The 3492-nt window shown below is 63.8% G+C and carries 2 protein-coding genes and 1 pseudogene; 1 reads left to right on the top strand and 2 read right to left on the bottom strand.

What is annotated here, in order from left to right; translation table 11 throughout:
• Window positions 1–947: LysR family transcriptional regulator (locus BO1_RS48330; protein WP_028223711.1), on the bottom strand; the 947-nt coding region annotated here is incomplete at its 3' end.
• Window positions 948–1067: 120 nt separating this feature from the next.
• Between BO1_RS48330 and BO1_RS62245 the strand changes: the two are divergent.
• Window positions 1068–1462, top strand: a pseudogene (locus tag BO1_RS62245) (IS110 family transposase); the annotation flags it as partial.
• Window positions 1463–2109: 647 nt separating this feature from the next.
• Here BO1_RS62245 and BO1_RS48310 read toward each other — a convergent pair.
• Entirely contained in the window at window positions 2110–3348 is a 1239-nt protein-coding gene (locus tag BO1_RS48310; RefSeq protein WP_028223709.1) for a Zn-dependent hydrolase, read from the bottom strand.
• Window positions 3349–3492 lie beyond the last annotated feature (144 nt).

Below are 3492 nucleotides of genomic sequence, written 5' to 3'. Positions count from 1 at the left end.
CTACTGCCAGCGGAGCTTCTGCCGACGTAGCTGGAACAGGTATCGATGTCCTCGATACACTCGTCCATCAGCGTAAGCAGGTCGCGCAGCTTTCTCCCGGCAAAACGCTGCTTCTGATAAGCACAGTAAATGCGCCTGGGCTTTGGCTTCCACTCCGGCAATACCGGAACGAGCAGTTGCCGGCTCAGCTCCGGCTGCACGAAGAAATCGGGCAAAAGGCCAATACCAAATCCGTCGATGCAGAACGTCTTCATGATCCAGCGATCGTTGGTCGTGACATTCGCGTTGGGAAGATAGGGCTGAATTCCGTCTTGCGAATGCAGCATCAGAATGTCTTTTCCCGCACTGGTCGCCCGGATTACGATCGAATCGTGACACGCCAGGTCCATCGGCGTGACAGGGGTACCCTTGCGCTTCAAGTAGGACGGACTGGCGTAAAGTCCATAGTTGATGTGGCCGAGCAGCTTGCCGACGAGGTCCGGCAGATCCGGAAGCTCGGCGCAAATATAGCCGTCGACATCCTCGGCTTGAATGCAGCCGGGGTAATCGGCGATATCGAGGTTGAGCTTCACATTCGGATGTCTGGCCACGAACAGCTTGGCGACATGCGCGGCGAAAGTGGTGCTGAATTCGCTGTCGGCCTTGATCGACAGTTCGCCGCCAATGCCGGAGCCGATCTCCTGGAGTTGCGCGCGGGCGAGTTCCAGCCGTCCGGAGACATCGACCAGTATCTGCTCGCAATGTACATGAAAGGCCCGCCCCGCCTCGGTCGGGCTCATGCCACGCGCGCGCCGGTTGAACAGCGTTGCGCCGAGCGCCTCCTCCAGCACTTGCAACTGACGGCTCAGCGTTGCCTTCGAGATGCCACTGACCGCCTCCGCCTGCGTGAGGCTACCGCTTCGCATGACGAGCGAGAACGCCGCGATCAGCCTGAAATCCAATTGCATAGACCCCCCGCTACTATCTTCACTCCCCGATAATCGGGAATTGGGCCAGCCCGGCCCGGCATGGCCGCCGCCCCCAGTCGCTCACGATATGGAGGCGTTGTCAGCGGGCGCGGCCGGTGGCTGGTGATCGCTAACCGTGACGTCGTCGATGGCTTCGTTGGCGTCGACATTGACCATCATCACGCCGTCGCTCTCGATCGGATCGGAAAGCGCCTCTATGACAAGGCACGGTAAAGGTCCACGGCCAACGCCTTTCGCCGTCAATCGGCCCCGCCACTACCGGTGCGCTGCCGGCGGCCGTCGCCCGCGACGAAGGCGTTTTGGTCGCCCGTTCGCCGGGTTTGGCCATGCTCCTCATCGCCGACCTGCGCGCGCGAAGCCGGGACCGACGCCCGCGATGCAGCCCTCATTACCGAAGCCGCCCACTCGATGTGCCCCATGCGCTGCGCTCGCTTCGACTGGCTGACGCAGAGCCCGACGAACTCGCCATGCCATGCCGCTTCGATGACGAGCTGCCCTGACCAGCATGCCCGGAGGCGGCGTCAGGGCCATCGACAATCCTCATTGACTCGGCTCACAAGCCGTCGCCTCAACGGCTCGTCTTGCCTGCCCGCCTACGCCCGCCTCGCGCCGGTCACCCGACGCTCATCGCTCTCGCCAAACGACGTTGCCACGCGCCGATCGCCACGCCGCGCGACGACACCTTTTACAAGCCGCAAGCCGCTCCAAATGCCAGACAAATCACTTTGGGCACCGCGCCGCGGCGCCTGTCCCTGCCCGATACGCCGGCTCTCGACGATGTCTGCAAAGAATCATAGTGAGTATATGCGTCCAGCATCGTGGCCCTCAACCCGGCACCGCGTGGTGCGGGAACCGGGCGCTCCGCAGTGCAGGCGAGAACGATACCCGGCTGGCGTGCGTCCAGGCCGATGCAATGCCGGTGTCACGGTCCAGACCACGTGGTCGCCCATGAAGATCGCCAGTCCAAAGTCGCCGCGCCGCTCAATGACGACCTTGCCGCTCCTTGTCGAGGACCAGCTTGAGGTAGTCGAGCCCATTGCGAGCAAAAAGGGCTGACGCAGCGGCCGCTTTGCGCGGCCGCCATCCAACCACAACCGGGCATTGCCGGTTTGCCGGCGCGATCACTCGCCGGCCGCCCGTATCAACCGACCTGCCCGGCCCGTTCCAGCATCGCGTGCAGCAACACATTGCAGCCGGCTTCCAGATGCTCCGAACGAGCATCTTCGATTTCATTGTGGCTGATGCCGTCCTTGCACGGCACGAAGATCATCCCCGACGGCGCCACGCGCGCGGTGTAGATGGCATCGTGGCCGGCTCCCGAGACCACGTCCATCGTCGAGTAGCCGAGCGCGTCGGTGGCTCGCCGCACGGCGTCGACGCATTGCGGATGAAACTCGCACGGTGGGTAGTACGACACACGTTCGATGCGGATATTCAGGCCGCTTTCCGACTGCGTGCGCTCGATGAAAGCCAGCATCTCGTCATGCATCTGGTTCAGCAGCGCATCGCTCACGTTGCGCAGGTCGATGCTGAACTTGACCGTGCCCGGAATCACGTTGCGGCTGTTGGGGAACGTCTGCACGAAGCCCACCGTGCCTCGCCCATAGGGCGGATACCGGTTGGCGATGGCCACCACCTCCTGCATCACGCGCGTTGCCACCTGCAACGCATCCTTGCGCAGCGGCATCGGCGTCGGGCCGGCGTGGGCCTCCATGCCCGTCACCTCGCAGTCATACCACGACAGGCCCAACACGCCCGGCACCACGCCGATCACCTTGCCCGCATCCTCGAGTACCGGGCCCTGCTCGATATGCGCCTCGAAGTAGGCGCCGAGCGGATGCTTGCCCGGCTCCTCATCGCCAAGGTAGCCAATGGCTTCCAGCTCGTCGCGCACGCGCTTGCCTTCGATATCGCGCGCCGCATAAGCGTGCTCCAGTGTAAACGCGCCACAAAACACGCCGGAGCCCATCATCACGGGCACGAAGCGCGACCCCTCCTCGTTTGTCCAGATCGCAACCTCGAGCGGCGAGCGGGTTTTCACGCCGGCATCGTCCAGGGTGCGCATGACTTCAAGCGCGGCCAGCACGCCATAGTTGCCGTCGAACTTCCCGCCAGTGGGCTGAGTGTCGATGTGGCTACCCGACACCACCGGCGGAAAATCGGCTTCCGTGCCCGCGCGGCGCATGAAGATATTCCCGATGCGATCGACGGTGACCGCCAGGCCGGCCGCCCGCCCCCACGACACCACGAGGTCGCGCCCCTGCTTATCCAGTTCCGTCAGCGCCAGCCGCTTGACGCCACCCTTTGGGGTGGCCCCGATCGCGGCGAGGTCCATCAGCGAGCGCCACAGGCGCTGGCCGTCGATGCGCAAGTCCTTCATGCTTCGTCCTTTTCTGTTGTGCATGCAGCCGGGAAAGTGGCTGCTCGTCGTCCCCGCGAAGGCGGAGATCCGTGACTCTTCAGCCGTCTACAAAGTCACCAGGTCCTCGCGTCCGCGGGGGCAACGCTACTTACCGCCGGGTCT

The sequence above is a fragment of the Paraburkholderia oxyphila NBRC 105797 genome (assembly GCF_000685075.1).
GTDB classification, from domain to species: Bacteria; Pseudomonadota; Gammaproteobacteria; order Burkholderiales; family Burkholderiaceae; genus Paraburkholderia; species Paraburkholderia oxyphila.
The sequence above is the reverse complement of the archived record's forward strand: the minus strand, read 5'-3'. Positions and strand labels throughout refer to the sequence as shown.